The organism is Microbacterium aurantiacum (assembly GCF_040532595.1).
GTDB classification, from domain to species: Bacteria; Actinomycetota; Actinomycetes; order Actinomycetales; family Microbacteriaceae; genus Microbacterium; species Microbacterium chocolatum_B.
This window is the reverse complement of sequence record NZ_JBEVYX010000001.1, coordinates 797,419-823,893: the sequence shown is the minus strand read 5'-3', so window position 1 is coordinate 823,893 and position 26,475 is coordinate 797,419. Positions and strand designations below refer to the sequence as shown.

Genomic DNA, 26,475 nt, shown 5'->3' with positions numbered 1-26,475 from the left:
TCCATCTTCCTCGCCCGCGCACGGGCGCGGTGGTGCACACTCGAAGCGGAGGCGCGACATGACCGACACATCCGCGGCGGACCTCCGCCGCGCCCTGGACCTCATGGACATCGACTCGGAGTTCACCGACGAGGAGAGGGCGGGCCGGGACCGGGTGCGGGAGTTCGTCGATCGCCGCATCCGCCCGCACATCGCGGACTGGTACGACCGGGCGCACTTCCCGCGCGAGCTCGTCCCCGAGATGGCCGAGCTGGGGCTCCTGGGCATGCATCTCCACGGCTACGGCTGTGCGGCACGCTCCGCCGTGGAGTACGGCCTCGCCATGGCCGAGCTCGAGGCGGGGGATTCCGGAATCCGCACCTTCGTGTCCGTCCAGGGGTCGCTGGCGATGTCGGCGATCGCGAAGCACGGCACCGAGGCGCAGAAGCGGCGGTGGCTGCCCGGCATGGCCGCCGGCGAGATCATCGGCTGCTTCGGCCTCACCGAACCGGATGCCGGATCCGACCCCGGCGGAATGGCCACGACCGCGCGCCGCGACGGCGAGGGCTGGGTCATCGACGGTGCCAAGCGCTGGATCGGGCTCGCGTCGATCGCCGACGTCGCCGTCGTCTGGGCGCGCGCGGACGACGGGGTGCGGGGGTTCCTGGTGCCGACCGACACCCCCGGCTTCTCGGCGGTTCCGATCCCGGCGAAGCTGTCGATGCGGGCGTCGATCCAGTGCGACGTCACGCTCGAGGGCGTGCGCGTCCCGGCCGACGCGATGCTCGAGGTCCGTGGGCTCCGCGGCCCCTTCTCGTGCCTGAACGAGGCGCGGTACGGCATCGCGTGGGGAGCGGTCGGCGCCGCGCGGGACGCGGCCGAACAGGCGCTGGCGTACGCCCTGGCGCGCCGTCAGTTCGACCGCCCGATCGCATCGTTCCAGCTGACGCAGCGGAAGATCGTCGAGTGGGCTCTGGAGATCCAGAAGGCGCAGCTCCTCGCCCTGCGGCTCGGACGTCTGAAGGATGCCGGGCGGCTGGAGCACCACATGATCTCGGTGGCGAAGCTCAACAACACCCGCGCCGCGATCGAGATCGCGCGCGACGCGCGCACCGTCCTCGGCGGGAACGGCGTGACGCTGGAATACTCGCCGCTCCGCCATGCGAACAACCTGGAGTCCGTCCGCACCTACGAGGGCACCGACGAGGTCCACACGCTCATCCTCGGGGAGCGGATCACCGGGATCGCCGCCTTCCGCTGACCCCGAGCTCGACTCTCATTCAGTGGGAATCGCGGCGTGCGGCGCGCCGTCGCGCCGCACCATGGAGTGCCCGATCGTCATGTCGAGGGAGACATCCATGACCGAGACCCCGTCCGCGGCCGCGCCGGAGACGCTCCTGGCGTCGCCGGACCAGGTGAGCCAGGCCGCCATCACGCAGGAGATCATCGACGTGCACGCTGCGGCGGAGCGTCGGGTGGCCGCGGGGGAGGACGTCCCCGCCACGCTCTACGACTTCCCGCCGTACCGATCCAGCATCCTCCGGCATCCGACGAAGAACCCGAAGCTCGTCGATCCCGAGACGATCGAGCTGCACTCGCCCGCGTTCGGCCAGCGCGACGTCGCCGCGATCGAGTCGGACCTCACCCTGCAACACACCGGCGAGCCGCAGGGCGAGCGGATCACCGTCAGCGGCACGGTGCGCGACTCGTGGGGCCGGCCGGTGCGCAACCAGCTGGTCGAGATCTGGCAGGCCAACGCCGCCGGACGCTACATCCACCAGCGCGACCAGCACCCCGCACCGCTCGACCCGAACTTCACCGGCGCGGGCCGCATCATCACCGACGATGCCGGCGCGTACCGCTTCACCACGATCAAACCGGGCGCCTACCCCTGGAAGAACCACGTCAACGCGTGGCGGCCGGCCCACATCCACTTCTCGGTGTTCGGGTCGGCGTTCACCCAGCGGATCGTCACCCAGATGTACTTCCCCGGCGACCCGCTGTTCGCGCTCGATCCGATCTACAACACCATCCGCACCCAGAAGGACCGGGACCGGCTGGTCGGCGTCTACGACCACGATCTGACCGTTCCGGAGTTCTCGATGGGCTTCCGGTTCGACATCGTCGTAGACGGTCCCGACGCGACGTGGTTCGAGAACGAGGGAGAGCACTGATGAGCGAGCAGCCCGGAACCGGCGATCGTCTCGCCCCGACCCCCGGCCAGACCGTCGGGCCGTTCTTCGCGTACGGCGTGGAGTACCCGAAGATGAACCAGGTCGTCTTCCCGCACTCCCCCGGGGCGATCGTGCTGCGCGGCACCGTCACCGACGGCAACGGCCACGCGATCCCGGACGCGTTCATCGAGATATTCTCCGCCGACTCCGACGGCTCCGTGCCGCGGGCTCGCGGCGCCTTCCGCCGTGACGACCACACCTTCACCGGATTCGGGCGCACCTTCACCACCGACGACGGGCACTGGGAGTTCTGGACGCGCAACCCCGGCGCGGAGGACGGCAAGGCCCCGTTCATCGCGGCGATCGTCTACGCGCGGGGTCTCCCGAACAAGCTCCACACGCGGATCTACCTGCCGGATTCGCCCGAGCTCCTCGCCGCCGACCCGTTCCTGTCGTCGCTCAGCCCCGACGAGCGCGATAGCCTCATCGCAACGCGCACGCCCGACGGCGGACTCCACTTCGACATCCGACTGCAGGGCGAGAAGGAGACCGTCTTCCTTGCCTTCTGACGTCCCCGGGTTCGATCTCGGGCTGCTGTCGCCGGTGACCGCAGGTCACGACGAGCTCGTCTCCGACCACCGCTTCCTCGACGCCCTCGTCGGCGCGGAGGTCGCGCTCGCCGAGGCGTACGGCACGATCGGTCTCGCGCCCGCCGAGGTCGTCGAGGCGATCCGGGAGGAGTTCCGCGCGGATCGCGGCATCCGCCCGTCCTCCGGCATCGACCCGGCGGCGCTGGCGACGGATGCCGTCGCCGGCGGCAATCCGGTCATCCCGCTGGTCGGGGTCATGAAGGCCCGCGTGCCCGCGGACGCGCGGGAGTGGGTCCACCGGGGAGCGACGAGCCAGGACATCTGGGATTCGGCGATCATGATCGTCGCCCAGCGTGCCGTCGCACAGGTGTCGAATTCGATCCGTCACGCGCAGGAGTGGCTGCTGCAGCTCGCCGAGCGGCACCGCGAAGACGTCGTCGTCGCGCGCACCCTCACCCAGCATGCTGTGCCCACCACTTTCGCCCTTCGGGCGGTGAACTGGCAGCGGGGCCTCCGTCGCGCGGGTGACCGGCTGGAGGCGCTGGAGTTCCCGGCGCAGCTCGCCGGTGCCGGGGGGACGCTCGCGTCCTTCATCGAGGTCACCGGTTCCCCCGAGCGGGCCCAGGAGCTCGTCGCGGCGTTCGCGCAGCACGCGCACCTGGCGGCACCCGACGGGCCCTGGCACGTCCTCCGCGACCCCGTGACCGAGATCGGCGACGCCCTGGTGCAGTCCATCGACGCGCTCGGCAAGTTCGCGGCGGATGTCGCGACCCTCAGCCGCACCGAGATCGGCGAGGTCGCCGAGGGGGTGGGCGGGGGGTCGTCCGCCATGCCGCAGAAGCAGAACCCCGCGGAGGCGGTCCTGATCCGCTCGGCCGCCCTCCGGGCGCCGCAGCTCGGGGCGACGCTCCACCTCGCCTCCGCGCTCGCCGTCGACGAGCGCCCCGACGGCGCGTGGCACGCCGAGTGGCCGACGCTCCGAGAGCTCCTGCGTCTCGCCCTCGGTGCCGCGTGGCACGCGTCGTCCCTCGCCGCGCATCTGCGGGTCGATACGGTGGCCGCGTCGACGAATCTGAACGAGACCGGCGGGCTCGTGGTCGCCGAGCGCCTGTCGCTGGTCCTCGGCCCCCACATCGGACGCGAGGCGATCGCCGCCCTCGTCGCGCGCGCCGGTGCGGGGGAGGACCTCGGCGACCTCGTGCGCGCGGCGATCCGCGAGCACGACCTCGATCGGGACGCGGACGCGCTGCTCGACCCCGCGGGCTACACCGGTCTCGCCGACATCCTCGTGGAACGCGCCCTCCACGCGGACGACCGCCGGGGTCCCGTCCATCGCCAGGAGGACGCATGACCGCCCCGACGCTGTCGTTCACCGCCCCCGTGGGCCCCGCCGGCGGGCCGCTCGTCGTCCTCGGCCCTTCGCTCGGGACGTCCGCCATCCTGTGGGAGGACGTCGTCCCCCAGCTCGCCGTGCGCCACCGCGTGACGGCGTGGGACCTCCCGGGACACGGGTCCTCCGCGCCCGCCGACGCACCGTTCTCCGTCGCCGATCTCGCCGACGCCGTCGCGGAGGGGATCCATGCCCTCGCGGAGGGCCCCGCCGCCTACGCCGGCGTCTCGCTCGGCGGCGCCGTCGGGCTCGAGCTCGGGCTCCGGCATCCGGATCTCGTCGACCGGCTCGCGATCGTCGCCTCGGGCGCGCAGCTCGGCGACCCCGCGGCCTGGCACGAGCGCGCCGCCACGGTGCGCGCCCAGTCGACCTCGGCCCTCATCATCCCGTCGGCGCAGCGCTGGTTCGCCCCGGGGTCCGTCGAACGACGGCCCGACCTCTCCGGGCGCCTCCTGCATGCGCTGCGCGACGCGGATGCCGAGAGTTACGCGCGCTGCTGCGAGGCCCTCGCCGACTTCGACGTGCGGGCGCGGCTGTCCGAGCTCCGGATGCCGGTGCTCGCCCTCTGGGGTGAGCACGACGCCGTCGCCCCGGAGGCGAAGGCGCGCGAGATCGCCGACGCGGCCGTCCGCGGGCGCGCGAGGAGGATCGCGGACGTCGCCCACCTCCCACCGGCGGAGGATCCCACGGCCACGGTGGCGGCGCTGTCGGCGTTCTTCGGGTCGGCGTCCGATTCCGCCCGCACCGACGACCACGAGCAGGAGCAGGCATGACACGACCGGTGACCCCGCGATCCGACGGCGAGGGCCTGACCGACGGCGAACGCCACGCGCAGGGGATGGGGGTCCGTCGCGAGGTGCTCTCCGACGCGCATGTCGATCGAGCGGTCGCCGCCACCACGCCCCTCACCGCCGACTTCCAGGACCTCATCACCCGGTACGCGTGGGGGGACATCTGGTCGCGTCCCGGCCTCGACCGACGCTCGCGCTCTGTCGCGGTGCTGACCGCGCTCATCGCCCTCGGGCACCACGAGGAGCTCGCGATGCATCTGCGCGCGGCGCGACGGAACGGCCTGAGCATCGCCGAGATCCAGGAGGTCATCCTCCAGTCCGCGATCTACTGCGGCGTCCCGGCCGCCAACACCGCCTTCCGCATCGCCTCCGAGGTCTTCGCCGCCGACGAGTGAACCGGCCGCGCCTTCTCCGCCCTGGCGTGGAGCGTCGCTGCGGCGTACACTGATCACAATACGTACACATGTACGCATTGCGAACAATACGGGAGGCGATGTGATCGACAAGACCGTGACGGATGCCGCGGCCGCCGTGGCCGGCATCCCGGACGGCGCGACCGTCATGATCGGCGGGTTCGGGCGAGCGGGCCAGCCCGTGGAGCTCATCGACGCCCTCATCGCCCAGGGCGCGGACGACCTCACGATCGTGAACAACAACGCGGGCAACGGCGACACCGGCCTCGCGGCGCTCCTCGCCACCGGGCGCGTGCGGAAGATCATCTGCTCCTTCCCTCGCCAGCACGACTCCTGGGTCTTCGACGAGCTCTATCGCGACGGCCGGATCGAGCTGGAGCTCGTCCCGCAGGGCAACCTCGCCGAGCGGATGCGGGCCGCCGGTGCCGGCATCGGGGCCTTCTTCTCGCCGACGGGCGTGGGCACGCAGCTCGCGGGGGGAAAGGAATCCCGCACCATCGATGGTCGCGACTACGTCCTGGAGTATCCGATCCGGGCGGATTACGCCCTCATCTCCGCGCTCGCCGGCGACCGTTGGGGGAACCTGGTCTACCGCAAGACCGCGCGGAACTTCGGCCCGGTCATGGCCACCGCCGCGACGACGACCGTCGCTCAGGTCGACGCGATCGTCGAGCTCGGCGCTCTCGACCCGGAGGCGGTCGTGACCCCCGGCATCTTCGTCGATCGGCTCGTGGTGGTGGGCGAGCGCCGCTGGCTGGAGGACGGACGATTCCGCGGCGGCGTCGACATCGAGGGTCGCCCGATCGAAGGAGCCGCACGATGAGCGCGAGCCGGATCCCCCGTGACGACCTGGCGCGTCTGATCGCCGCCGACATCCCGGAGGGCGCGGTGGTCAATCTCGGTATCGGCGCACCCACCCTCGTCGCCGACTACCTCCCCGAGGGGCGCGAGATCATCCTGCACACGGAGAACGGGATGCTGGGCATGGGCCCCGCGCCCGAGGCCGACGCGGTGGACCCGGACCTCATCAACGCCGGCAAGCAGCCGGTGACCGAGCGTCCCGGTACGGCCTACTTCCACCATGCGGACTCGTTCGCGATGATGCGCGGCGGGCACCTCGACGTGTGCGTGCTCGGGGCGTTCCAGGTGTCCGAGACGGGCGACCTCGCCAACTGGTCGACGGGTGCCCCGGGCGCCATCCCCGCGGTCGGGGGCGCGATGGACCTCGCCATCGGCGCGAAGGACGTCTTCGTGATGACCGATCTGCTGACGAAGCAGGGCGGCGCGAAGCTCGTCGCGGCGTGCACCTACCCGCTCACGGGCGTGGGCTGCGTCAGCCGCGTCTACACCGACCACGCCGTCTTCGATGTCACTCCGGACGGATTCCGGGTGCGGCAGCTGTTCGGCGACAACACCGTCGCGCTCCTCGAGGAGCTGACGGGTCTGACGCTCGGGCATCCGATCGACCAGGAAGAGGGGACCTCGGCATGAGCACCTACATCCACGACGCGGTGCGCACCCCGTTCGGCCGCGCCGCGGGCGCCCTCTCCGGGGTGCGGCCCGATGACCTCGCCGCCGTCGTGCTGAGGGCGATCGTCGAGCGCGCGGGCCTCGACCCCGCCCGCATCGACGACGTGATCCTCGGGGACGCGAACCAGGCGGGGGAGGACAACCGCAACGTCGCCCGCATGAGCGCGCTCCTCGCCGGGTACCCGACGTCCGTGCCGGGCGTGACGGTCAACCGTCTGTGCGGCTCCAGTGTCGAGAGCGTCATCCAGGGCTCTCGCGCGATCGAGTCCGGCGATGCGCGGGTCATCGTCGCGGGCGGCGTCGAGTCGATGAGCCGTGCGCCCTTCGTGGTGGAGAAGTCGCCTCGGCCGTGGCCGGCGGTAGGGAATCAGACGCTGTGGAACACCGCGATCGGCTGGCGGATGACCAACCGCGCCCTCGGGACGGAGTGGACCATCTCCAACGGCGAGTCCGCGGAGAAGCTCGCGCGCATCCACGGCATCTCCCGCGAGGCGCAGGACGCCTTCGCGCTGCGAAGCCACCGCCTGGCCGCCGCGGCGTGGGAGTCCGGCGCCTACGACGCCGAGATCGTCCAGGTCCCCGGGAGCGAGCTCGCGCGGGACGAGGGCATCCGCTCGGATACCACCCTCGAGCGTCTCGCGGGCCTGAAGGCCCTGTTCGCGGCGGACGGCAGCGTGACCGCGGGCAACTCGTCCTCGATCAACGACGGGGCCTCGGCGCTGCTCCTCGCCGGCGAGGGCGAGCTGGACGGTGAGCCGCTCGCCCGCATCGCCGGTCGCGCGGCCTTCGGAAACGATCCGGACGTGTTCGGTGTCGCGCCGGTGGAAGCTGCGAACCGGGCCCTCGCCCGTGCCGGGAAGACCTGGGCGGACGTCGACCTCGTCGAGCTCAACGAGGCGTTCGCGTCGCAGAGCCTCGCGTGCCTGCAGCTGTGGGACGAGCTCGACCCCGAGATCGTCAACATCCACGGCGGAGCGATCGCCCTCGGGCATCCCCTCGGCGCCTCGGGCGGACGGATCATCGGGCACGCCGCCCACGAGCTCGCCCGCCGCGGCGGCGGGGTCGCGGTCGCCGCGCTCTGCATCGGCGTCGGCCAGGGACTCGCGGTCGTCCTCGAACGGTGACGGACACGGTCGCCCGCGCCACCGGTAGCGTGGGGGGCGTGACGGAGACGGCGGGCGGCGAGGCAGGGGGACCGGCATCCGCGGACCGCGTGTCGACGGATTTCGTCCAGTCCCTCGCGCGCGGGCTCGGCGTCATCCGCGCGTTCGACGGAGATCACCCGGCGCTCCGCCTGAGCGATGTCGCGCGCCGGACCGACCTCACCCGGGCCGCCGCCCGACGGTTCCTCCTCACCCTGGAGGGGCTCGGCTACGTCCGATCCGACGACGGGGTGTTCTCGCTGACCCCGCGCGTGCTCGAGCTCGGGTTCAGCTACCTCTCCGCCGCGCAGCTCCCCGCGCTCGTCCAGCCGCACCTGGTCGACCTCGCCGAACGCATCGACGAAAGCGCCTCGGCGGCGGTGCGCGACGACACCGACATCGTCTACGTCGGACGCGTGGCGCCCCGCCGCATCATGAGCGTCGGCATCACCGTCGGCACGCGCTTCCCGGCGGCGTCGACCAGCATGGGCCGCGTCCTCCTCGCCGCCCTCGACGACGGCGAGGTGCGCGCGCTGCTGGAGCGCTCGCCCCTCGAGGCGCACACGCCGTCGACGCTGACGGATCCCGAGGACCTCCTGCGTGCGGTCGCGGACGTCCGCGCGCAGGGCTGGGCCCTCGTCGACGGCGAGCTCGAGACCGGCCTCCTGTCCGTCGCCGCCCCCGTGCACGACGCGCGCGGCCGGGTGATCGCCGCTGTCAACGTCGCCCTCCCGTCCGCACGCATCGACGCCGATCGCGCCCGGAGCGACATCCTCCCCGCGCTCGTGGAGACGGCGCGGCGCATCGACGAGAACCTGCGGCTGCAGCATCCGCGGTGATCCTCGGCCGGAGGGCTACGACTGCGCGTGCGCCAGTTCGGTGAGGCGGCGCTGTCGCATCGCGAGGAAGAGCGGGAAGGTGAAGGCGAACGCCGTCACCGCGGACCCCACGACGTAGAGCCAGCCGAACCGCATGCGCAGACGCCGCGCCTCGACGAGGATGAAGACGCTTCCGGCGATCGCGACGACGAGGAGGTCCACCGTGATCGACGACACCGCCGGGCCGCCGGTGACGAGATCCGTGACGAAGTCGTTCATCTGCACGATCGCGAGCGCGTTGAACCACCAGGTCCCCACGAGGCCCGCCACGGCCAGGACGAGATAGGCGATGGCGAGCGGCGTGACGTGGCGGGTCATGGGCGCATTCTCGCGCGGATACCGTGCCCCGCCGCATCCGCCACGCCTGTCGTGTGGCAGTCGTCGCCCCCTCGGCGTCCCCGAAGGGGCCGCGAGCGACACCTGGGCGTCGAGGCGCGGGCGTTGAGCGCGTCTGCGCGAGGTCAGCGCCGGACGAGGGCCGAGGCGATACCGGCGCCGAGCACGACGGCGGCCGCGACGATCGGCGCGATCAGGGCGACCGCCGCTCCACCGGTCTCGGCGACGAGTCCCGTCACCGCGGCACCCGCGGACTGGCCGACGACGACGCCCGAGCCGAGCATCGTCATCACCGTCGCCGACCGCCCGCGCGGGCTGTGCCGGGCGGCGAGGCTGTACTGGGTGACGAGGGTCGGACCGATCCCGATGCCGATGAGCAGCAGGCACAGGGCCATGCCGATGACGTCCTGCGCGAGGGGCAGGGTGAGGCTGCCGGCGAGGAGGATCGACCCGAACACCAGCCACCGCGCGGTCAGGGTGAAGCGCGCCGGGAACAACGCCACACCGAGGGCGAGGGCGGCCGAGCCGATCCCCATCGCGCCGTAGACGAGGCCCGCCTGCTCGGGCACGCCGCGCTCGTCCATGAAGGCGGTGAGGGAGGTGAGCATCGTTCCGAAGAACAGACCCATTCCGAGCGTGCCGAGCACGGTCGTCACGAGCGCCGGTGCGGCGAGCTCGCGTGCGGGGGCCTGGACGATGTCGGTGGCCGCTGTGATGGCCTGACCGCCGTCGGTGCGCACGGGTGCGGGTGCGGCGGATGCCGGGTGAGCCGTGGCGGTGCGGCCGGTGGGGTGCAGGGCGAATGCCGTGACGAAGACGAGGGCGAGCACGGCGGCACCCACGACGGGAGCGACCGGGTTCAGGGTCGTGGCCAGGAGTCCCACGATCACGGGACCGAACACGAAGACGATCTCGTCGGCGGCCGACTCGTACGCCATCGTGCCGTTCAGCACCTTCTCGCGGCGATCCCGCGCGAACGAGCGTCCGATGATGCCGACCAGGCGGCTGCGGGAGAGAGGCGCGACCTGCGGCATCGAGGCGCCGATGGCGAAGGCGACGACGAGGAGTACGGCATCCGGAGCCGGCGAGAAGGCCAGCCAGGACAGAGCGAGCAGCAGGAGGGCGTTGGCGGTCCCCGCGACCAGCAGCACCGGACGCTGCCCGAAGCGGTCCGCAGCTGCGCCGAGGAGCGGTCCGATGAGGGCGGTGCCGAGACCCGTCGCGGCGGACGTGAGCCCGCCGAGGGCGAGCGAGCCGCGCGCGGCGACGATCAGCGTGAGGATCCCGACGACCAGCATCGCGAACGGTAGTCGCGCGATGAGGGCGATGGGGAAGTACGCGACCCCCGCTTCGCGGAGGAGGGAGGTGCGTGGTGGTGCGGCGATCGTCTTGTACATCTGCTTCCTGTGTCTCGCGCCGCGGGTTGCCGCGGCATGTCGTGCCGCCTTCGTCCCGCGTCGGGCCAGGTAGATGCACCCCGGATCAACCTTCGATGCTAGCGGGTGCACATGGGAGAGCCCTGGGTGGGACTGCCGTCGGCGGGTGCTCGGACCTCAGGATGCCGGCTCGACGCCGAGGCGACGCAGGCGCTGTCGCGCGAAGTCCTGGGCGCGAGGCCCTTCGCCGAGGGCGCGCGCCGACACCGCGAGCACGATCCGGGTCAGCGTGACGGCCGGCCACCACACGCGCCGGAGTCCGAGGACCCTCCGGTACTCGCGGGGGAGGCTCGCCACCGCGGCGGCGAAGAGGATGCGGTAGGCCACGCGCATCGCCCCCGGGAATCGGATGCCGCGAAGGAATCGCACCACGTCGTCGACGCGTTCGTCCCGGCGGAGCTCGCCGCGATCCAGGAATCCCCGCAGGCGGCTGTGCAGATCGGCTTCGGTCCGTGGTGGATCGGTGAGTCCCATGAGCTCGCCGGCACGGCTCCACTCGGCCACGTAGGCGTCGGCGCCGCCCGGGATGGGGCCACCCCAGCGCTGGTGGCTCCCGAGGAAGGCGTCGGTGAAGGCGATGTGCACCCACTCGACGAGATCCGCATCGCCGGCCGAATAGGCGCGCGGCCCGTCGGCGGCGTCGTATGAACCGCGCACTCGCTCGTGGAGGCGCGCGACGCGGCCTGTCTCGCGATCAGCCTGTGCGGTGGACCCGTAGGTCACGCAGAGGATCCATCGCACGGTGCCGACCAGTCGCCCCGCCGGATCCTCGCGATAGCGCGAGTACTCGTGCACGCCGGCGAGTGCCCCCGGGTGCAGGGCCTGGAGGAGGAGCGCGCGGATGCCGGCGACCAGGGTCCCGAGCCCCGCGTGCACCGTCCACACCGCGCCGCCGTCGCGGAAGTACCCCGCGTCGTCGCCTTCTGCGAGGGCCCGCACCCACGGCGGCTGCCCGGTGGGATCGCCGGAGAGCGTCGTCAGCAGGCGGGCGCGCAGGGGCTCGCGTGCGGTGGCTCGAGGTGCGGAGGACACCCCTCCAGCGTGCCACGCGCTTCGGACCCGGGGTCCGGAAAAGGGTGGTGCGTCCATCTCGTTACCGCTAACGTGAGCGATAACAACCGCGCCGGCGCGGTTCGTCGGCCGGGACGTCCCGGTCGCAGAGAACTCGATGGAGAGTCCGATGCCCGCATCAGCCCGTGCCCATCTCGTCGTCGTGGCGGCGGCGGTGACCGCCCTCGTCGCCGGTCTCGGAGGGACCGCGTCCGCGACCGCCGCGATCCCGTCCACGGGTCTCGTCGCCTCGTACGACTTCAGGCAGAGCGCCGGATCATCCGTGCCGAACGTCGCCGGCGGCTCCGGTGTCGGCGCCGCGACCGTGCGGAACCTGCAGCCGTCGGACTGGACCGGCTCGGCGCTGACGCTTCGCGGCGGCGCGAAGACGTCGACCGGCAACTGGGTGGAGCTGCCGGACGACCTGCTCGCCGCGGCGACCTCGGCGACGGTGGTCGCCGAGGTCCGCGCGTCTCAGGCGATGCTCGACGGCTTCCACTTCCTGTGGAACATCGGCGGTGAATCCGCCGCGACGGAGTACTTCTTCTCGTCCCTCAACTGCGGGTCGGGTCGTTCCCCGCTCATCGGCCTCAAGACCGCGGGGGTCGAGCGCCTAGTCTCCCGCGGGTCGTGCGGCGTGGGCGCCGACGAGTGGGTGAACGTCGCCTCCGTCGTCGACGGCGATACGGGTCGCGCGGCACTGTACCTCGACGGCGTGCGGGTCGCCGAGGGCGCCATGATCGGGACGCCCGCCGACGTCGCCGACCAGTCGCTGAACACCATCGGACGTGCGCCGTGGCCCGACCCGCTCTTCCAGGGGGCGATCTCCTCGTTCCACGTCTACGACCGCGCGCTGCCGGCATCCGAGATCATGGAGCTCTCCCTGACGGATGCCGAACCGCACGTCGAGCACCTCCGGGCCCGGGCGCAGCAGCTGCTGGACGGGCTCGAGCTGTCGGATCTGACGACGAGCACCGACATCGACCTGCCGACCTCCGCCGGACGCGTCGCGTGGGAGTCGAGCGCACCCGATGTCGTCGCACCGGACGGCACGGTCGACGCCCCGCTCGCCGGATCGGCCCCCGTCGAGGTGACGCTGACGGCCATCGCGGCCGTCCGTGGTCAGGAGGCGACCGAGACGATCCGGGTGACGGTGCGGCCCTCGAGCGAAACGGCGCAGGAGCGGATCGACCGTCTCGCCGGCCTGTTCGTGATCCCCGCGCAGGTCGTCTCCGGCGACCCGCTGCCCGCGGCGACGCCGGGGACGACGGCGGAGATCGTGGCGGACACGGACGCGGTGGTGGAGGGCGAGGTCTTCTCCGTGGAGGAGACCACCGACGCGACCGTCGAGGTGCGCGTGACCGATGCGGCGACGGCGGCGAGCAGCGTGCGCACCTTCTCGGTCCGCGTCCTGCCCGCGGACGAGGTCACCCGCATCCTCGCCTATCACCGGACGCCGACGTCGTCGGACGTCGCGAACAACGCCGACGTCGCGCTCAGCATGCACCTGGCCCTCGCCGACGGCGACGGCTGGACGCCGTTGAACGAGAACTACGGCATCTTCTTCCCGAAGACCTCGGCCGAGATCCCCGTGGCGGGACCGCGCGAGAACCTCATCCGGAGTCTTCGCGATCCGCACGTGTTCCACCTCGCCGACGGCGGCTTCGGCGTGATCGCCACCCGAACGGCCCGCGGGGGAGCGGACGACGGTACACGCGCTTCGAGCGTCCTTTTCGCGCGCAGTGCCGACCTCCGCAGCTACGACGAGGTGGGCATGATCGATCTCGGCGTGACGGGCGGCGTCAACCGGCCTGCGGCGATCTTCGACAGCGCCTCGGACCGCTACCTCGTGGCCTGGACGAGCGACGCCGGGGCGCCGATGTACACCTCGTTCGCCGACCTCGCGGATCCGCAGTCGCGGGGGGAGGTGCGTCGCGGCGCGGTGTCGGCGATCACGACCGTGGACGACGCGGATGTCGAGGACTACGCGGGCGGCAATGCCGTCGCGGTCGACCTTGCGCTCGCTCGGGCCCTGGAGGTGCGATTCGGCCGCGTGTCGAACACCACGGTGCAGGCCCTCGACGCCGTCGAGCTCGACGCCGGCGAGTCCTTCGGGCCGAGCGCGCTGCCGGCTCGCGCCGAACTCGCGTACACGGACGGCTCGACCGCGTCCCGCAGCATCGCGTGGGACGCGGCATCCGTCGCGGCGGTCGACGCCGACACTCCGGGGACGTACACGGTTCGCGGCGAGCTCGAGGTGCCGCAGTACGCCACCCCGTTCGCCGATGAGCGCGCCGACCCGTCGATCTTCCGGTACCAGCTCAACGGCGAGCAGAAGTTCCTCATGATCGCGACGGAGGATCTCTACGGCGCCAACATCGACCCGCAGGGCGGGGCGCACATGCCGATCCGCATCGCCGATCGGATCGAGGACCTCTCGGACGAGGCCCTCCGTGCCGGGCGGAACGTCGAGGTCGACCTGCTCCGCCGCGGGGACACGGATGCGCAGGGGCGGGTGATGACCGGGTGCTTCTGGGCGCCCGAGTATCACGTGATCGGCGGGCGACTGTCCATCCTGTTCATGCCCTGCTACGACGGCTCGAACGGACGTCCGGACATGTTCACCGGGCGCGCGAGCATCATGCAGCTGCAGCAGGATGCCGAGGGCAACGACCTCGACCCGGCCGTTCCCGGCAACTGGAGCAAGCCCCGTGAGGTGCTGACCGCCGAGGGCGCCATCCTGAACCCCATCCAGGGGATCTCGCTCGACATGACCTACTTCGAGGATTCGGGTACGTCGTACTACTCGTGGCAGATGCTCGGTTCCCTCTTCATCGCCGAGATGGATCCGGCAGACCCCACGCGACTGACCTCGGCCCCGGTGCGTCTCACGCCGCCCGAGTACGCGTGGGACAACCTCATCGCGGAGGGGCCGAACGTACACGCGCACGACGGCACGCTGTACATGATCTACTCGGGCTCCCTCGTGGGCGACTCGTACACGACGGGGCTGCTCACGGCCCCCGCCGGAGCGGGAGCGGACCTCACCGATCCGGCGCTGTGGTCGAAGCTCGGGTACCCCATCCAGAAGTCCGGCCTGTTCAACGGGGGGTGGCAGCTCGGCACGGGGCACGGGATGTGGTCGCGCGACGAGAACGACAACCTGCTCTACGTCTTCCACGCGCGCACCGACACCAACGGACTGAGTGGGCGCGACACGTTCGTGCGGCGCGTGCACTTCGCCGCCGATGGGCTCCCGATCTTCGACATGGAAGCCGATGAGGAGGTGGCGCCGGGCAATCGCGAGGTGGAGGTGGAGGTCCTCGTCCGTCCCGTCGCCGAACCCGCGCTGGACGTCACCGGCGTGCTGTCCACCCGATGCCTCGCCGGCACGGTGCTGCAGGTCGTGACCGTCTCGAACGGCGAGGAGGTGCCGGCCGCCGTGACCATCAGAGGTTCGTACGGATCCAAGACCGTCGCTGCACTTGCGCCCGGGAAGAAGGCGTCTTTCGCCTTCACGACCCGTCAGGCCGCCGTTCCCGCGGCCGTGGTCACCCTCGCCGCCTCGGCGACCGTGGAGGGGGAGCCGCGGACGGTGTCGTCCGTGCTCTCTCACCCCGAGGTCGCATGTGGAGCGCGCTGAAGAACGTAGGAAAACCCAGATGAGAGATGTTATGCGGAGGTCGGGTCCGGTCTAGCGGGTACGGGTGTGTCGACGAGGGAACGCAGCGGTGGAGGAGGGTGCTGCGCTCCCTTCCCGGCCTGTCCGCCGGCCGCGCCACGGCGTCTCGCGCGCCGTCCACGCGGGCGGAAAACTTTCGAGAAGGGGGTTGTGCGTTTCGCTCTGTTAACGGTAACACTTAAGGGCGTTCACAGATCCGGCGCTGCGGTCCCCCACCGCGCAGCGCGCCTGTGCATGACGACAGATACGAAGGAGTATCCGAATGGTCCCCATCTCTCCCCACCGGCATCGGCGCGCGCACGTCGCCGCCACCGCCGCCGTCGCCGCGCTGTGCGCGGGCTTCCTGGCGGCCGCTCCGGCCACGGCCGCCGACGACGACATCACCGACGGGCTCGTCCACCGGTTCCTCCTGAACGAGACCTCGGGCATCGTGCTCGCCAACACCGGCTCGGCCGGCAGCGCCGCGAACGCCGAGCTCGTCAATGCCGAGCGCGCCGAGCTGACCGGCGACGGTGTGCGCCTGAACCCCGACGACTACGCCTACTCCCTCGACGGCGGATACGTCCGGCTCCCGGCGGATCTGACCGCGGGGATGACGGCGATCACCATCGACTACGCCGTGTGGATCGACCCCGCCAACGTCGGCGAGCATCAGATCTTCAGCCTGGGCAACAAGACCTCGTGCGACGTCGCCGGGGGGCAGCAGGGTCAGCTGTTCGCCTCCAACACCCAGCGGCTCCGGGTCGCGGCCGGCAACGTCAACGTCCAGCAGAACCGCGTGCGCCTCGCCGAGGGGGTCTGGAAGCACGTCACCTACACCCAGACGCCGAACTCCGGCGGCTCGTCGTGGACGGGGACGCTCTACGTCGACGGCGTTCAGCACGCCCAGTCCGCGAACATCACGACACCGCCGTCGGTCAACGCCGCCGGCACCAATTGCAACTTCCTCGGACGCTCCCAGGTGCCCGGAAACTACTCGTTCCGCGGCACCCTGGCGGACTTCCGCGTCTACGACCGGGCGCTGAGCAGCGCCGAGGTCGCGCAGCGGACGGCCGCGGCGAACGACGCGGGCGTCGCGGCGGATGCCGCGGCCATCGATCTCGGACTCACCGAGGCGATCGTCGACGACGTCGTGCTGCCCACCGCAGGCGATGCCGCCGGGTCATCGATCACCTGGGTCTCCTCCGATCCGTCCGTGATCGAGGTGGTTGCTCCGCCGGCCGTCGCCAGTGCGCGGAAGGTCCCCGTGCGCGGGGTCGTCACGCGTCCCGCGCTCGGCCAGCCCGACGCGACGGCGGTCCTGACGGCCACGCTCCGCAAGGGGACGGATGCCGAGACGGTGCGTGAGATCCCGATCACCGTCAAGGCGGAGTTCGACGCCGCATCGTCGGTCGCCCGCGACACCCTCGAGCTCGAGCTGTACTCGACCGATGACGTCCGTGGCAACATCGAGCTGCCGGATGTCGGCACGTGGGGATCGACGATCACCTGGGAGTCTTCGATCGAGAACATCACCCCCACGGGTGAGGTCGCCCGCCCCGCCTACGGACGCGACGAGGTCACCGGCACCCTCACGGCGACCATCTCGCGCGACGGAGAGTCGCAGCAGAAGTCCTTCGACGTGGTGGTGAAGCCGCTTCCTCGCGAGGAGGAGAACGAACGGTACTTCCTCGGCTACTTCAAGGGTGAGAACCAGGCCGACGGCGAGCAGATCATGTTCGCCACCTCGAACGGCAACACGGCGCTGGATTGGACCGGACTCACCGGGGGGATGCCGTCCCTGGTGTCGCAGCTCGGGGACCAGGGCCTGCGTGACCCGCACATCGTCCGTTCCCCCGACGGTGACACGTTCTACATGATCGCCACCGACCTGAACTGGTACGACCAGGGCGGATACGCCATCAACGACACCCAGTACATCGAGGTGTTCGAGTCGAACGACCTGGTCAACTGGACGCCGCAGCGGCACGTGAAGGTCGCGCCCGACGACGCGGGCAACGCGTTCGCTCCGGAGTCGCTCTGGGTCGACGAGATCGGCGCCTACGCCGTGTTCTGGGCCCAGTCGCTGTGGAACGACCCCGTGACCCGCACCGGTCAGGGCAACGCGCAGATGTGGTACAACATCACGCGCGATTTCCAGACGTTCTCGGAGCCCCAGGTCTGGCAGGACCCGGCGCCGCTGTCGCGCATCGACACGACCGCGATCAAGGTCGGTGACCACTACTACCGCGTGACGAAGAACGAGGCCGGCAATGCCGGATCGGACCTGTTCTCGGAGAAGCACACCGATTTCCTCGACAGCGACATCGACAACTGGGAGCTCCTGGCCCCGGCGCTCGGTCGCACGACGTGGCAGGCGAACGCCGGCTATGAGGGCCCGGTCATCTTCGAGGCGAACCCGGGCGATACCGCCTGCCCCGGCCAGTTCTACCTGTGGGGCGACCGCTACACCAACGGCGGCGGCTACCAGGCGGCGTGCGAGGCCGACATCGAGGCCGAGACCTGGGAGGCGAAGGCCATCACGATGACCAACGCGGGCGTGGCTCGACCCCGGCACGGCACCGTCATCCCGATCACGCTCCGCGAGTGGAACAGCATCCGCGGCATCGAGAACGACGACGTGGCCACGACCGCCGAGGTCGAGGTCAGCGACGGCGTCGCCACGGCCACGGTGACGGCCGCGGATACCTTCGAGACCGGCGGCACCGTGCGCTTCCAGGTGGGCGAGTGGACGGCGACCGCGTTCTTGGAGGGCGGTGTCGCCTCGGTCGACCTCCCGGCGGACCTCGCCGAGGGCGAGCAGCAGATCAGCGCGACTTTCCTCGGGCACGACATCTTGCTCGGTTCCGAGGCCACCGCGTCGTTCACCGTCGATCCGGTCGTCGCGGTCTCGGTCGCCGTCGGCAGTCGGTGCCTGGCGGGGAAGGTCCTGCTCACCGTCTCCGTGACCAACGACGAGGACCACCCGGTCGCCGTCCAGATCGAAACGGTCTACGGCGTCAAGACGATCGCTCGGCTGGAGTCCGGCCGCGCGAGCTCCCACGCCTTCACCTCCCGTCAGGTCGCCGCCCCGGCGGGCGACGTCACCGTGACGGCATCCACGCCGTTCTCGCCCATCACCGAAGAGTCGTCGGCGACGTACGACTACGCAGCGCGAACCTGCGCCGCGTGAACCCGGTCCGATGACGCGTGCGGGGGCGGCGCGAGCACTCCGCCCCCGCACGCTTCTCACCCGCAACCAGTCCCGTTGATCCCCCGATACACCCCCGCAGTCGACGCCGACTGCGCTCGGCGAAGGAGCCACCGATGTCCTCATCCCCGTCCGCGTCGGCCCGCGGCGCGGTCACCGCGCTCACAGCCGCGGCTCTCCTCGGAGCCCTGCTGATGCCCGTCCCGTCTGCCACGGCGGCGGAAACGTGGAACCCCGACTCCGCCTACACCTCGACCGACAACGGCGACGGCACCTACCGCGTACCGCTGATGAACGCCGACGTCCCGGACGTGTCGGTGGAGCGCATCCCCGCCTCGGAGAACGACGAGGGACGCGACATCTACTACATGATCAGCACGACGATGCACCTGAGTCCCGGTGCTCCCGTGATGAAGTCGTACGACCTCGTCAACTGGGAGATCGTCAACTACGTCTTCAACCGTGCCGACATCGGCGACGACTTCTCGCTGCGCAATGGCCAGACCTCCTACGGGCAGGGCCAGTGGGCATCCTCGATCCGCTATCACGACGGCCTCTGGTACGTGGCGTTCAACACCAACAACCTCGGCGGCTCCTACCTCTACACCACCGACGACATCGACGACGGTGTCTGGAAGCGCACGAAGCTCCCCGGTTCGTACCACGACCCGTCGCTGTTCTTCGACGTCGACGGGACGCCGTACATCTTCTACGGCTCCGGTTCCACCAGTGCGGTGCGTCTGAGCGCCGATTTCACACAGGTGCTGCAGACCTACAACCAGATCATCCGTCCCGCCGACTACCCGGGCGCACCGGTCGGGGGGCTCTTCGAGGGCGCACAGGTCACGTACATCGACGGCAAGTACTACATCGTCATCATCACCTGGCCCGCGGGCCAGGGGCGTCAGGTCGTGCTCTTCCGTTCGGACCACCTCCTCGGACGCTATGCCACCCAGGACGGCTCCAACCCGTACGAGGCGAAGGGAGTCTTGAACTCCAACGGCTTCGCGCAGGGCAGTCTCGTGCCCATCGAGGACGAGAGCGGCGACCTGAACTACTGGGGCATGTTCTTCCGAGACACGTTCCCGACCGGGCGCATCCCCGCGCTGATCCCGGCGACGTGGGGCGAAGACGGCTGGCCGGTCTTCGGGAACAACGGCAGCGTCCCGGTCAACGGATCGTTCGCCAAGCCCATCGAACTGAGCCCGGCCGAGCAGACGCTCGAGCGGCAGAAGAGCATCGTCACGTCCGACGATTTCGACAACGACGCGCCGCACCGTGCGTACATGGACGAGATGTGGGACATCCCCGCGTCGCCCGAGTACGACGATGCGCTGCTCGGTGTGGACCTCATCCAGAACGGCGGGTTCGAGAACGGCACCACGGGCTGGTTCGCCAATGACACCGCGACCCTCACCGCGTCGACGGATGCCGCCTCCGGTGCCGGATCGATCGCGGTCTCCGCCCGTCAGACGACCGGATCAGGTCCGGCGCAGGACCTGTCCGGGAAGATCCAGGCCGGCATCACCTACGACGTCACCGCGAAGGTGAAGTACACCGATCCCGCGAGCCCCGCGACGAAGCAGTTCTTCGTCACGGCGCGATACGGTTCGGGCACCTTCACCAACCTCGCCACCGTGACCGCGCAGCGCGGTCAGTGGGCGACGATCAGCGGATCGTTCACCGTTCCGGCATCGCAGAATGTCGACGCGGTCCGTCTGTTCGTCGAGACGCCGTGGACGCAGAACCCCCAGTCCGCGCCGGCGACCCATCTCATGGACTTCCAGGTCGACGACGTGTCGCTGACCGGGCGGCCGATCACCCGGGAGAACCCGCATCCGGACGAGATCGCGCCCACCGACTCGCGCCTCGACATCCAGTGGCAGTGGAACCACGCACCCGACAACCGGTACTGGTCGCTCACCGACCGCGACGGCTGGCTGCGCCTGACGAACGGCACGACGGTCACCGGCGACTTCCGTCACGTGAAGCTCGCGAACGACGACCAGGTCACCTGGCTCGAGGAGACGCGCAACACCCTGTCGCAGCGCACCTTCGCGCCGAGTCAGTCGGTGGAGACGAAGCTCGACATCTCGGCGATGAAGGACGGTGACGTCGCGGGTCTCGCCGCCTATGCGCGGAACTTCTCGTACGTGGCCGTCAAGCGCGTCGACGGGGTGAACACGATCGGCGTGGTGAACCGCACGACGCCCTTCACCGCGACGATCGACCACGCGGCGATCGAGAGCTTCGTTCCCGGCACGACGGCTGCCCTCGGCGACGCGACGGAGGTGCACCTCAAAGCCGACCTCGACTTCGCCAACCCGACCGGTCAGCTGTGGACCACGTTCCTCTACAGCCTCGACGGCATCACCTGGAACCAGCTCGGCAACCGTGTCGGCCCGCAGACCCTCGACGGGGCGCTGACGCACTTCATGGGTCACCGGGTCGGGCTGTTCACCTACGCGACCGAAGAAGCGGGCGGGTGGGTCGACGTCGACCACTTCCTGCTGAGCGACGTGCGCTCCGCCCAGAACCTCCCGCTCGACACCTCGGCGCTGGATGCAGCGATCGCGCATGCCCAGGGGCTGGATGATGCCGCCTACCCGGCGGCGGCCTGGGCGGCGATGGAGCGCGTGCTCGACAAGGCCGTCACCGCACGGACAGGCACATTCGGGACGCAGAACCAGATCGACGCCCCCGAGCGGGCACTCAGCCTCGAGCTCGCCCGCCTCGGAGTGCTGGCCGAGGAGGCGCCGCAGCTCGACGTCTCCCTGGTCGCCTCGACACGCTGCCTCGCCGGCAGGGTGCTGGTCACGGCGACCGTGCGCAATGACGAGGACGCCCCCGTGTCGGTGGAGATCGTGACTCCGTACGGCACGAAGACGATCGCGTCCCTCGCGTCGGGCAAGGCGACCTCTCACGCCTTCACGACGCGGCAGGCCGCGATCCCCGCAGGGGAGGTGCGGGTGACCGCCTCCTCCGGCGAGATCTCGACCGACCTCACCGAGAGCTTCACGGCGCGCAGCTGCACGACGTGAGACACCACAACTGAATAGGGACACCTTGTACACACAGAGGAGAAATCTCTTGCACGAGCATGGCCTCACGCGATCCCGATTCCGGATCGCAGCGATGGCCGCTGCCGGTGTGCTGTTGGCAGCGAGCCTCGCTGTCACCGCCCCCGTCTACGCGGCCGACGAGGAACTCATCGTCAACGGTGGGTTCGAGAGCGGCACCCAGGGGTGGTTCGCCAACAACGGCAACGCCGCCGACGGCGCCACCCTCACCCTGACCGACGATGCCTTCAGCGGGACCTCGGCCTTGCGCGCGAGCGCACGGCAGACCACCGGGTCCGGTCCGATGCAGGATCTGTCCGGCAAGCTCCAGGCCGGCCAGACCTACACGGTCAAGGCGCGCGTCAAGTACGACAACCCCAGCAGTCCTGCGACGAAGCAGTTCTTCGCGACGATGCACTACGGCGGGGGCACGTACACCAACCTCGGGAGCGTCACTCCGGCTCGGGGTCAGTGGGGGTACATCAACTCCACCTTCACCATCCCCGCGGGCCAGAACGTCACCACGACGCGCCTGTTCATCGAGACGCCGTGGACGGCGAACCCCCAGGCGGATCCCGACCTGCACCTCATGGACTTCGTCGTCGATGACGTGTCGCTGGTCGGCGCACCCCCGCCCCCGCCCGCGGCGGCTCCGTCGAAGACCATCGAGGTCGTCGGCAAGGTTCCGGGCGAGCACAACCCGCTGATCGGCCACAAGTTCGGCGCCGACGGCTACGGGTTCGTGCACGAGGGTCGCGTGTACATGTACATGACCAACGACACCCAGGGCTACGCTCCCAACCCGTCGACCGGTGTGTCGCCGCAGATCAACTACGGCAACATCAACCAGCTGACGCTCATCTCGACCACCGACATGGTCAACTGGGTCGACCACGGTGAGATCCAGGTCGCCGGGCAGAACGGTGTCGCCCCGTTCACGAACAACTCGTGGGCTCCGGGCATCGAGAAGAAGGTCGTGAACGGCGAGGAGAAGTTCTTCCTCTACTACGCCAACGGCGGCGGATCGAGCAACGTCATCACCGGCGACTCGCCCCTCGGCCCCTGGTCGAGCCAGCGCACCTCCACGCTGATCAACAACACCACGCCCGGCACGCAGGGTGTGCAGTGGCTGTTCGACCCGGCGCCGTTCGTCGACGACGACGGTCAGGCCTACCTCTACTTCGGTGGCGGCCCCGCCTCGACGAGCTTCCCTGCGGCGGAGCGCTTCAACAACCCGAAGAACCTGCGGGTCATCGAGCTCGGTGACGACATGGTCTCCACGCAGGGCACCGCGGCCGTCGTCGACGCCCCGGTCGCCTTCGAGGCGGCTCAGGTGTTCAAGCGGGGCGAGAAGTACTACCTGTCCTACTCGTCGCACTTCGGCGGCAACGACTTCGGTGGGAACCAGACCCGCGTGCCCGGCTACCCCGGTGGCGGCGAGATCGGCTACATGATCTCCGACGACCCGATGTCGTTCCCCAAGGAGGCCTACGCCGGTGTGATGTTCCCGAACCAGTCGCAGTTCTTCGGTGCCGGCACCGGTGGCAACAACCACCAGTCGGTGTTCGAGTACGAGGGCAAGTACTACTTCACCTACCACGCCCCCACGCTCAACAAGCGCATCAACGGCGACACCACCCAGGGCTACCGCAGCCCGCACATCCAGGAGCTGACCTTCAAGGAGGACGGCACCGTCAACCAGGTCGTGGGCAACTACGTCGGCGTCGAGCAGGTGCGCGACTTCGACCCGTTCCGCACCTTCGAGGCGGAGACCCTGGGCTGGAGCAAGGGCATCGCCACCGCGAAGATCGACGGCGGCTCGACCGAGTTCGGCAACACCTCGCCGAACCTGGCCGTGACCGACATCGACAACGGCGACTACACCGCCCTGTCGTCCGTCGCCTTCGGTGAGAACGGCGCCGCGTCGGTCTCGGTGAAGGTCAAGCCGCTCCAGGCGGGCGGCGAGATCCAGGTCCGCCAGGGCAGCGCCACCGGCGCGGTCCTCGGCACGATCCCGGTGACGGGTGAGGTCGGACAGTGGACGGAGCTCTCGGCCGAGCTCACGGGGGCGACGGGCACGCAGGACGTGTTCTTCACCTTCGCGGGACCGACCGGTGACCTGTTCGAGCTCGACACGTGGTCGTTCACCGCCGCTGAAGCCGCCCCGTCGCTCGACGTGACGGTCGAGGCATCGACCCGCTGCATCGCTGGCAAGCCGTACGTGGCGGTCACGGTCCGCAACGGCGACGATGTCCCCGTCGCGGCGACGATCGATTCCGCGTACGGCTCCAAGTCGTACGCGTCGATCGGCGCCGGGAAGGCCTCGTCCACGGCGTTCAACACCCGCCTCGCGAACGCACCGGCCGGATCGGTCACCGTAACGGCCAGCGCTGTCGTCGACGGCGAGACGATCGACGTCGAGGTGGACGCGTCCTACGACGCGCGGACCTGCGGCTAACCCGAAAGTCCCGGGGGCGGGCTGCCTGCCCGCCCCCGGGAAATCCCCTCCGGAAAGACTTGTCCCCCCGATTTGTTCTCGGTAACATGAACGAGTCGCGAGACAGGGATACCCCGGGCCTGACGAGCGACGACCGGAAAGTCCGGTGGTCTTTGCACGCTTGATCGACGTGGTTGTCGATTGAAGAAACGGAGTAAGCAATGAAGTTTTCTCGTGGGCTTTCCGCCCGTATCGCTGTGGCCGCCGCCGGCAGCCTCGTGCTCGCCGGCGCCGCCGGCGCCGCCTTCGCCGACGAGGTCGGCAACGATGAGGTCGTCGTCGACGTCGAGATCTCGCCCCTCGAGGAGCCGGGCGCCCTCAGCATGACGGTCGCCGGCGCGGGAACATCCCTGGAAGAGGTTGCGTCGGGAGACGTCGAGATCCGGCAGTTCGATGGCGTGCTCCCCACGGTCACCGTGACCGACACCCGTGCGGTCGAAGACGTGCCGGAAGGCGTCGCGTGGAGTGTCACGGGTCAGGCCTCCGAGTTCACCGGTGACGCGGGCCAGCCGAGCCTTCCCGCCGGTCACCTGGGGTGGATTCCGGACCTCGTCAATGACAGCGGCTCGGGCGAGGTCATTGCCGGCCCCGAGGTCGAGACCGTCCTCGACGAAGAGACTGATGTCCCGATCAACCCCGTGGGACTCGAGGGACAGGAACTCCTTTACTCGCCCTTCGACTCCCGCGCCCTGCTCGAGACGGGCGAGACGCAGTGGTCCGCCAACGCGGCGCTCTTCCTCAAGACCCCGGTGGACGTCGAGCCGGGTTCGTACAGCTCGACCCTGACGCTCTCGCTGTTCGAGGACGTCTACTGAGCCCAAGATGGCTAGGGTGCCTCCTCGACGGGAGACATCCCGAAGAACCGGGGTCGGTGGCGATATCGGCCCCGGTTCTTCCTCATCGCCGTTCAGAACGGAAAGCCATGCGCAGTTCCCTTCACGCTTCTCGCGTCGCGGCCTCGGTAGTCGGGGTCACTCTCGCCCTTCTCGGCGGCGCGGCCGTCGCTCCCGCTGTCCATGCGGCGGAGGACGAGGACCGGATCACCTGGTCGGTCACCCCGGCGGACGAGTCCGGCCCGGATCGTCGCGGCGTGATCGAGCAGGAGCTCGATCCGGGGGCCAGCGCAGAGGACTTCTTCGCCGTGCGGAACTCGAGCCGCGTGCCGGTGACGTTCACCCTCAGTGCTGCGGACGGCTTCTACAACGACAACGGCCGGTTCAACATGCTCCCGTCCGACCAGGAGTCGGTCGACGCGGGCACGTGGATCGATCTGCCCGAGACGGTCACCGTCGAACCGAACGGAACCGTCGTGGTGCCGTTCACGACGACCGTGCCCGAGGACGCGATCCCCGGGGACCATGTCGCGGGGGTCGCCGCGTCGGTGCTGTCCGTCGGCACCGACGAGTCCGGCTCGCAGGTCGGCGTGGAAAGCCGTGTGGGTTTCCGCGTCCTCACGCGTGTCAGCGGCGACATCGTCGCCTCGGCGGAGGTCGGGGGAGTGGTCACCGACTACACCCTCGCGTGGAATCCGATCCGGCCCGGCGAGATGACGGCATCCTTCGACGTCACCAACACCGGCAACGCGAACGTGATCGTCGCCGGCGAGGTCGGCGCGGGCACCGGAGTCGTCGTCATCGGCGAAGAAGACGGTGCGCGGCAGACGCTGCTGCCCGGCGAGACGCGCCGCGTCGAGGTGCTCGTTCCGGGGGTGTGGCCGACGTTCTACGTCCCGGTCGAGATCACCCTCGTGCCCGAAGGCTTCGACCTCGGTGGGGACGCCGTCCCCGTCGAGCCCATCACCGCGTCGGCGACGGCGTGGGCCATCCCCGTCCCTCAACTCCTCATCCTCTTCGGTCTCGCGCTCATCATCGGCGCGCTGTTCTGGGGGCGCCGACGCTCGCAGAACCGCATGGCGGCGGCGATCGCCGCGGCCCGGGAGGAAGGCCGCGCCGCGGCCGCCCAGAACCACCGATCCGACGACGTCCCACTCCCCAGCGGCGGCTCGTCCCCACACCAGTGAGGCCTGCCTTGATCATCTTCCCCACCGACACGGACCAGAGCGACGGCGTCAGCGTCGACGTCGAGATCACCCCTCTGCCGACTCCGGCCCCCACCGAGACGGTGCTCCCCTCGCCGACTCCGGTGCCCACCGACACCCCCGTTCCGTCCCCCAGCCCGACCGGTGCGCCCACCGTCCCCGACTGGCTCGCCGGCACCGGCATCGACCCCACCTGGCTCATCATCGGCGCCGTCGCATTGGTCGGGGCCGGAGTCATCGCGTACGCTCTGCGACGCAGGGGGGCACGCGCCGGTAGCGACTGAGCGCTCGGCGCCCCAT

At 70.3% G+C, this 26,475-nt stretch carries 20 protein-coding genes; 17 read left to right on the top strand and 3 right to left on the bottom strand.

All coding sequences use genetic code 11. The annotated features are described in order from the left end of the window. The first annotated feature begins 58 nt into the window (after positions 1 to 58). The 10 genes from ABXJ56_RS04005 (at position 59) to ABXJ56_RS03960 (ending at position 8,848) form a co-directional block, all read left to right on the top strand. Positions 59 to 1,240 carry an acyl-CoA dehydrogenase family protein gene (locus ABXJ56_RS04005; protein WP_353998430.1) on the top strand — a complete coding sequence of 394 codons (1,182 nt, stop codon included), beginning with the start codon at positions 59 to 61 and terminating at the stop codon, positions 1,238 to 1,240. 97 nt (positions 1,241 to 1,337) lie between these two features. Further along, positions 1,338 to 2,153, top strand: a complete 816-nt coding sequence (gene pcaH, locus ABXJ56_RS04000) for a protocatechuate 3,4-dioxygenase subunit beta (protein WP_353998429.1) — start codon at positions 1,338 to 1,340, stop codon at positions 2,151 to 2,153. Further along, on the top strand, positions 2,153 to 2,722 hold the full coding sequence (gene pcaG, locus ABXJ56_RS03995; RefSeq protein WP_353998428.1) for a protocatechuate 3,4-dioxygenase subunit alpha: 570 nt from the start codon (positions 2,153 to 2,155) through the stop codon (positions 2,720 to 2,722). The genes pcaH and pcaG overlap by 1 nt, the downstream gene beginning before the upstream one ends. Further along, positions 2,712 to 4,094, top strand: a complete 1,383-nt coding sequence (locus tag ABXJ56_RS03990; protein WP_353998427.1) for a lyase family protein — start codon at positions 2,712 to 2,714, stop codon at positions 4,092 to 4,094. The genes pcaG and ABXJ56_RS03990 overlap by 11 nt, the downstream gene beginning before the upstream one ends. Further along, complete coding sequence (locus ABXJ56_RS03985) at positions 4,091 to 4,906, top strand: alpha/beta fold hydrolase (RefSeq protein WP_353998426.1); 816 nt, start codon at positions 4,091 to 4,093, stop codon at positions 4,904 to 4,906. The genes ABXJ56_RS03990 and ABXJ56_RS03985 overlap by 4 nt, the downstream gene beginning before the upstream one ends. Then, on the top strand, positions 4,903 to 5,319 hold the full coding sequence (gene pcaC / locus ABXJ56_RS03980; protein ID WP_353998425.1) for a 4-carboxymuconolactone decarboxylase: 417 nt from the start codon (positions 4,903 to 4,905) through the stop codon (positions 5,317 to 5,319). Before ABXJ56_RS03985 ends, pcaC begins: the two co-directional genes overlap by 4 nt. A gap of 100 nt (positions 5,320 to 5,419) precedes the next feature. After that, complete coding sequence (locus ABXJ56_RS03975) at positions 5,420 to 6,160, top strand: 3-oxoacid CoA-transferase subunit A (RefSeq protein WP_353998424.1); 741 nt, start codon at positions 5,420 to 5,422, stop codon at positions 6,158 to 6,160. After that, a complete protein-coding gene (locus ABXJ56_RS03970) occupies positions 6,157 to 6,828 on the top strand; it encodes a 3-oxoacid CoA-transferase subunit B (protein ID WP_353998423.1) in 672 nt (223 codons plus the stop codon). The genes ABXJ56_RS03975 and ABXJ56_RS03970 overlap by 4 nt, the downstream gene beginning before the upstream one ends. Further along, on the top strand, positions 6,825 to 7,991 hold the full coding sequence (locus tag ABXJ56_RS03965) for a thiolase family protein (protein ID WP_353998422.1): 1,167 nt from the start codon (positions 6,825 to 6,827) through the stop codon (positions 7,989 to 7,991). Before ABXJ56_RS03970 ends, ABXJ56_RS03965 begins: the two co-directional genes overlap by 4 nt. 38 nt (positions 7,992 to 8,029) lie before the next feature. Continuing rightward, positions 8,030 to 8,848, top strand: a complete 819-nt coding sequence (locus ABXJ56_RS03960) for an IclR family transcriptional regulator domain-containing protein (protein WP_353998421.1) — start codon at positions 8,030 to 8,032, stop codon at positions 8,846 to 8,848. Between the two features lie 15 nt (positions 8,849 to 8,863). Here ABXJ56_RS03960 and ABXJ56_RS03955 read toward each other — a convergent pair whose 3' ends face one another. From ABXJ56_RS03955 to ABXJ56_RS03945, 3 genes are all read right to left on the bottom strand, one after another. Further along, the gene (locus ABXJ56_RS03955) at positions 8,864 to 9,205 is read right to left on the bottom strand and encodes a DUF2834 domain-containing protein (RefSeq protein WP_353998420.1); all 342 of its coding nucleotides are present in this window, start codon (positions 9,203 to 9,205) and stop codon (positions 8,864 to 8,866) included. 143 nt (positions 9,206 to 9,348) lie between these two features. Next, on the bottom strand, positions 9,349 to 10,620 hold the full coding sequence (locus tag ABXJ56_RS03950; RefSeq protein ID WP_353998419.1) for an MFS transporter: 1,272 nt from the start codon (positions 10,618 to 10,620) through the stop codon (positions 9,349 to 9,351). A 156-nt stretch (positions 10,621 to 10,776) separates the two neighbouring features. Then, the gene (locus ABXJ56_RS03945; protein WP_353998418.1) at positions 10,777 to 11,691 is read right to left on the bottom strand and encodes an oxygenase MpaB family protein; all 915 of its coding nucleotides are present in this window, start codon (positions 11,689 to 11,691) and stop codon (positions 10,777 to 10,779) included. Between the two features lie 148 nt (positions 11,692 to 11,839). On the opposite strand from ABXJ56_RS03945, the gene ABXJ56_RS03940 reads away from it, so the two are divergent. The 7 genes from ABXJ56_RS03940 (at position 11,840) to ABXJ56_RS03910 (ending at position 26,459) form a co-directional block, all read left to right on the top strand. After that, positions 11,840 to 15,352, top strand: a complete 3,513-nt coding sequence (locus ABXJ56_RS03940; RefSeq protein ID WP_353998417.1) for a family 43 glycosylhydrolase — start codon at positions 11,840 to 11,842, stop codon at positions 15,350 to 15,352. Between the two features lie 301 nt (positions 15,353 to 15,653). After that, on the top strand, positions 15,654 to 18,563 hold the full coding sequence (locus tag ABXJ56_RS03935) for an immunoglobulin-like domain-containing protein (RefSeq protein WP_353998416.1): 2,910 nt from the start codon (positions 15,654 to 15,656) through the stop codon (positions 18,561 to 18,563). Positions 18,564 to 18,697: 134 nt separating this feature from the next. Then, a complete protein-coding gene (locus ABXJ56_RS03930; protein ID WP_353998415.1) occupies positions 18,698 to 21,622 on the top strand; it encodes a family 43 glycosylhydrolase in 2,925 nt (974 codons plus the stop codon). Between the two features lie 94 nt (positions 21,623 to 21,716). Continuing rightward, the gene (locus ABXJ56_RS03925) at positions 21,717 to 24,098 is read left to right on the top strand and encodes a family 43 glycosylhydrolase (protein ID WP_353998414.1); all 2,382 of its coding nucleotides are present in this window, start codon (positions 21,717 to 21,719) and stop codon (positions 24,096 to 24,098) included. 200 nt (positions 24,099 to 24,298) lie between these two features. Further along, positions 24,299 to 24,952, top strand: a complete 654-nt coding sequence (locus tag ABXJ56_RS03920; RefSeq protein ID WP_353998413.1) for a hypothetical protein — start codon at positions 24,299 to 24,301, stop codon at positions 24,950 to 24,952. Positions 24,953 to 25,059: 107 nt separating this feature from the next. Beyond that, a complete protein-coding gene (locus ABXJ56_RS03915) occupies positions 25,060 to 26,157 on the top strand; it encodes a WxL protein peptidoglycan domain-containing protein (RefSeq protein ID WP_353998412.1) in 1,098 nt (365 codons plus the stop codon). Positions 26,158 to 26,165: 8 nt separating this feature from the next. Further along, positions 26,166 to 26,459 (top strand): hypothetical protein, encoded by a 294-nt coding sequence (locus ABXJ56_RS03910; RefSeq protein ID WP_353998411.1) that lies wholly within the window; start codon positions 26,166 to 26,168, stop codon positions 26,457 to 26,459. Positions 26,460 to 26,475 lie beyond the last annotated feature (16 nt).